The organism is Archangium sp., from assembly GCF_036388035.1.
Taxonomy (GTDB): domain Bacteria; phylum Myxococcota; class Myxococcia; order Myxococcales; family Myxococcaceae; genus Archangium.
In genome coordinates this window covers 1-4950 of the sequence record NZ_DASVSO010000997.1, presented here as the reverse complement: position 1 = coordinate 4950, position 4950 = coordinate 1, and the positions used below count along the sequence as shown (strand labels likewise).

Annotated in this window: 5 protein-coding genes; all 5 read right to left on the bottom strand. The window is 71.2% G+C overall.

Annotation, left to right across the window (positions count from 1 at the left end; genetic code table 11):
- Window positions 1-217: DUF4280 domain-containing protein (locus VF697_RS41260; protein ID WP_331103948.1), on the bottom strand; the 217-nt coding region annotated here is incomplete at its 3' end.
- Between the two features lie 2 nt (window positions 218-219).
- Window positions 220-984: a toxin-antitoxin system YwqK family antitoxin gene (locus tag VF697_RS41255; protein ID WP_331103947.1), complete on the bottom strand. Its 765-nt coding sequence runs from the start codon at window positions 982-984 to the stop codon at window positions 220-222.
- Between the two features lie 10 nt (window positions 985-994).
- A complete protein-coding gene (locus VF697_RS41250; RefSeq protein ID WP_331103946.1) occupies window positions 995-2971 on the bottom strand; it encodes a type VI secretion system Vgr family protein in 1977 nt (658 codons plus the stop codon).
- Entirely contained in the window at window positions 2968-4113 is a 1146-nt protein-coding gene (gene tssG, locus VF697_RS41245) for a type VI secretion system baseplate subunit TssG (RefSeq protein ID WP_331103945.1), read from the bottom strand. The genes VF697_RS41250 and tssG overlap by 4 nt, the downstream gene beginning before the upstream one ends.
- Window positions 4077-4950: type VI secretion system baseplate subunit TssF (locus VF697_RS41240; protein ID WP_331103944.1), on the bottom strand; the 874-nt coding region annotated here is incomplete at its 5' end. The genes VF697_RS41240 and tssG, both read right to left, overlap by 37 nt.

The window sequence follows — 4950 nt, the reverse complement described above, 5'->3', positions numbered from 1 at the left end:
CGCCCAGGGCCGCGGCCGTGGCCGCCGCCACCGCCGGGTTGGCCAGCGAGCTGCACATCCCGAAGGGCGGGACGTTCACCAGGGGCTTGTTGTCCAGGATGGTGGCCGCGGGCGGTCCTCCCGCCATCGTCCGGTTCACCGGCAGCACCACCAGCGAGGCCGGCGCCGCGCCGAAGCCGCACTTCATCATCGCGCCCATGCACACTTGCAGTCCCATGCTCACTCTCCCCAAAGCCTTCGCAGCAGCCGCGCCAGCCGGACGATGAAGGGCCGCTGTCCCGGGCTCTTCTCGCGGCCGTGCTCGTCGTATTCGACAGGCGGTCCCACCTGGACACCGGCCCGGTACACCGTCTTCCGGCGAGGCCGGCCCTCCTCGTCATAGACGAGCGCCTCGCCGTCACGCCGGCCATGCACGTAGGGGATGCGCTCGCGCACCTGGCCGCGCTCGTCGTACTCCCGCACCTCCCCGTGCAGCTTGTCGGCCGTGTAGGGCTCGCGTCGGAAGAGCGCGCCGGACGTGGTGAACATCCGCGCCTCTCCCTCCCGCAGCCCGGCCCGCCAGGGCACCTCCACCATCGGCACGCCCGCCTCCGAGTACGTCACCGAGGGCCCCTCCAGCCGTCCCCGCGCGTACGTCTGTTTCAGCCGCACCTGGCCCTTCTCGAGGGCGCAGCACTCGCCGTGCAGCAGGCCCTGGCGGTAGTGCTGCCGCAGCACCACCTGCCCGTCCTCGCCGTAGCGCACCAGCTCCCCGTCCAGCAGTCCGTGGAGGTAGCGGGCCCGTTGCACCTCCCGCCCCTCGGGCCCCAGCAGCACGGACTCCCCGTGCCGCACCTCGCCCTGGAAGTCCGTCCGCATCACCACCCGCCGGCCCTCGTCGTCCCAGGCGATGGCCGTGCTGGGCACGGACGCATCCGCGGCCCTCTCCGCCGCGCGGCTCTCCGCCTGCTCCCCTTCCGGGGTCTGTCCGGTCCGCCGCTCCATCCGGCACCCCCTAGTTGATCTTCACCAGCCCACCCTTGAGGGTGAGCAGTCCGCCGCCGTCCACCGTCTGCGTCGCGCTGGCCTTGCTCGTCAGCGACGCGCCCCCGTCGTTCGTCAGCGACACGCCGGCCTTGTTCGTCAGCGACACCCCGGCCTGGTCCGTCAGGTTCATCCCGGCCTTGGTCATCAGGTTCTTCGCCGACTGGAGGGTCACGTCCCCCACCACGTCGATGAGGAGGTTGCCCGTCACCCGCAGCGTGTAGTTGCCCTTCACCTCGTGGGTGAAGTCCGCCTGGTTGGTGTGGTCCTCGTTGCCCGTCACCTTCAGCGAGCGCTGGCCCATCACTTCGTGCGTCTCGTTGCCTGTCCGCACCTGGACGACGCGGTTGCCCTTCTCCACCACCAGCTTCTCGTCCGCCTGCTGGATGGTGGTGGTGCGCGCGTTCTTGATGACGGTGGTGTCGTCGTGCCCCACCTCGCGCGCCCAGTCGTTCTCCACCACCGTCCGCATGTCCTTCTGGGCGTGGACGAAGATCTCCTCCTGGCCCTTCTTGTCCTCGAAGCGCAGCTCGTTGAAGCCACCGCCCCCCTTGGAGGAGTGGCTCTTGACGGTGCTCTTCGTCCGCTCGGCGGGCAGCGGATAGGGAACGGTCTGCTCGCCGTTGTAGATGGAGCCGGTGATGAGGGGACGGTCCGGGTCTCCGTCCAGGAAGGTGACGAGCACCTCCTGGCCCATGCGCGGCAGGAAGATGCTGCCCCACGCCTTGCCCGCCCACCCCTGGGCCACGCGGATCCAACAGGAGCTGTTCTCGTCCTTCTTGCCCTGCTGGTCCCAGTGGAACTGGACCTTCACGCGCCCGTGCTCGTCGGTCCAGATCTCCTCGCCGGCCTTGCCCACCACGATGGCCGTCTGCGCCCCGGAGATGCGGGGGCGGGGCGTCACCCGGGGCGGGCGGAAGGTGACGCTGGCGGGGAAGGCCTCGAAGCTGCTGGTGTACTGCTCCACGCTGGCCGAGTGGGACAGCCAGCGCAGCACGTACGCACCGTTGACGTCCGGGCGCTCGTGGTCCGCGAGGGTGAACCGGTAGCCGGGAATGAAAGCCCGTACGCGGCCCTGGCCTCGCAGCGACTTCTCCGGGCCGCGCTGCTCCTCGAGTCTCCGCTTCACCCGGCTGTCGCCCAGGCCCTTCTGCAGGAAGCCGCCGGGGTACTCGTACACCTTGAGCACGGGCGTGCCGCTGGCCAGCTCGGCGCGGAGCTTGTTGGCTGGCGTCTCGAAGTTGAAGTCCACCAACTGGTAGGCGGTGGACGTCACCCGCTGCTCCAGCGTGCACTCGGTGATGGTGTCGTCCGGGAGGATGGAGGTGCCGTGACGGCCCACCCTCGCCTGCTTCAGTCCCGGGCAGGACGCGTGGGCACTCGGGTCATCCGCCAGCACCAGGACGTGCTTCGAGTCGGTGTGCTCGAAGAAGTAGAAGATGCCCTCGTCCTCCAGCAGCCGGGAGACGAAGTCGAAGGAGCTCTCCTGGTGCTGCACACAGTACTCGCGGGGCGCATACGTCCCCTTCAGCGCCAGCCGGAAGTCGGAGAAGCCACTGTCCTTGAAGACCTTCTCGACGATCCGCGGCACCGTCATGTTCTGGAAGATGCGGCTGTCCCGGGTGAGGGTGAGCAGCCACAGCCAGGGACGGAGCTCGGCGTAATAGGTGGTGAAGTCCGAGCGGGTGCCGGCCTGGACGAAGCGGGTGACGAGCCCATGGAGGTAGCGGAAGCTCCCATCGGCGAGGCTCAGGGAGATGGAGGCGCCCTTGCCCACGAGCTGGTTGAAGTTCACGTCGCCACGCGCCGAGTGCAGCTCGAGGGTGAGGTGGAAGGGCGCGGAGAGGTGCTCCTCGCCGTGGAAGGCGTGCAGCAACAGCGCGTCCTTGCCCAGCGGGCTGGTGAAGGAGAGGTAGACGCCCTGCTGCGAGAAGCCCTGGTGGCTCATGGAGCAACCCTCCCGTCGGCGCCGGTGAGGCGGGTGGCGCGCTCGTCGCCCGGGCGCCGGGCCGCGCTGGCCCGCAGCCACGCGTTCCACCCCAGGCGCAGTCCGCCGGGCGCGGGGCGCGTGTGGCGCGCGGTGAGGGTGATGTGGCCCTCTCGAGGAGCCGGGCCGGGCCGGGGCTTCATCCAGGAGCTCCACCCGAGCCGTGCCCCGTCGCCCAGGCGGGTGCCGCGCACCTCGGAGGGGGCCACCACCAGCTCCAGGTCGAAGTCCAGGCTGGTGCCCGCCACGAAGCGCACCAGCTCGCCCAGGCTGGCCAGTCCATGGCCACCGGGGAGGAAGTCCTCCAGCTCGGCGCGGCCCAGCGGCCCCAGCACGAGGACGAAGCGGGCCTGCTGGTCCCACACGCGCGAGCCCAGCACCGCCTCGCCCAACCGCTGGTTGTGCCCGGTGACACCCAGCCGCGTCTGCTGCTCCTCGTCCAGCGGCAGCCAGGCGCCCTCGAAGGAGCGGCTCCGGGCCGGTACGCCGAAGAAGTCGGACACCACCGCCTCCAGCACGGCCAGCGAGCGGGGCCGTCGCGCCAGCAACCCGGCGTAGCGCAGCAGGGCCCTGTCCGGCAGCGAGGACGGGCGCCGGTCCCTCATTCCCTCCAGGCCCAGCCCCATCAGGGCGTACAGCCAGCCGGCCACCCCGTGCGTCTCCGGCGAGCCCACCTCCTGCCCCACCCGCCGCGCCTGGTGGGCCCGGTACCGCAGCGCCAGCAGGCGGTGCTGGAAGAGGTCGAGGAAGTCCCGCGGCCCGGTGTCCCCCTGTCGCAGCCGGTCCCTCACCCACTGGGCGAAGGGCAGTGGCAGGGGGCCATGGGGCCCGGCCAGTCCCAGGAAATGCACCGTCAGCTCCGGTGGCGCCCCCTCGTGCGAGGGCGGCGTCACGGAGGCCACGTCACTGCTCGGAAAGCCCATGTCCACCGAGGCGCGCAGGCGCACCGGCTCCTCGTCCGGCGAGGCACCCTCCCCTGGCCGCGGCGCCTCCGGGCGCAGCAGGGCCAGCAGGCGCACCGCCTGGAAGAAGTCGAAGCGGTAGCCCGCCTCGAAGAGGGCCTCCGCTACAGGACGGCCTGTTGCCCAGCCATGGCCGGCCATCGTTTCCACACCTCGCTGTCGGCGCCCTTGCGCCGCTTCATCACCAGCCGGGTGAAGGAGTTCACCGCGGCGTACAGTCCGAGGAAGCGGCTGAGCACCGCTCCCAACAGCACGGCGCTGCCGCCCACGTAGGCGGCCTCGTCGAGCACCAGCGTCACCTCCTGGCCGCGGCAGAAGCCCCGCCAGGCATCCGTCCCCGTCCGCTCCAGCGTCTCCCGGCAGCGCAGCTCCAGCAGGCCGCGCACCTGCTGCTCGGAGGTGGCCTGGGGCGACACGTCGTGCAGGCGCAACACCTCGCATAGGGCCTCCAGGCTCCGCGGGTCCGAGGACAGCGAGAGGTGGTTGAGGGAGAGCAGCGACACCAGCTTCCACAGCGTGGGCCCGCCCAGCGGCGGCTCCACCTGCGCGGTGGGCGCCGTCAGGCAGGAGATGCCCCGGAGCGGCGCGGCGTCCTCCATCTGCAGCGGGTGCCCGGGCGGCAGCTGCGCGGCCAGGTCCCGGTTGGTGCACAGGGTGTGGGCGAACAGCACCTCGTCCGCCGGCTGGTGCGGCCGGAAGTCCAGGTCCAGGAAGGTGAGGAGCAGCTCCGTGCCCGGCAGGTCCGCCCGTCCGGTGGGTCGCCGCCGCGCATGCCAGAAGGCCCGGTGGCGCCGGTAGTCCATGGCCGGGTGGCGGAAGGAGAAGAAGGGCTCCACCTCCCGCGCGCGCACCGAGGCCAGCGACGAGGCGGACACGGAGAGGACGGAGTGGATCTCCATCGTCCGCTCACGGTGCAGGTCCGGCACCAGCGGGTATTCGGTGCGCTGGTGGTCGATGCGGATGGGCTCGGTCGTCTTG

Coding starts and splice junctions, on each gene's coding strand:
- VF697_RS41255 (WP_331103947.1), bottom strand. CDS start 984: ATGGAGCGGCGGACCGGACAGACCCCGGAAGGGGAGCAGGCGGAGAGC.
- VF697_RS41250 (WP_331103946.1), bottom strand. CDS start 2,971: ATGAGCCACCAGGGCTTCTCGCAGCAGGGCGTCTACCTCTCCTTCACC.
- tssG (WP_331103945.1), bottom strand. CDS start 4,113: ATGGCCGGCCATGGCTGGGCAACAGGCCGTCCTGTAGCGGAGGCCCTC.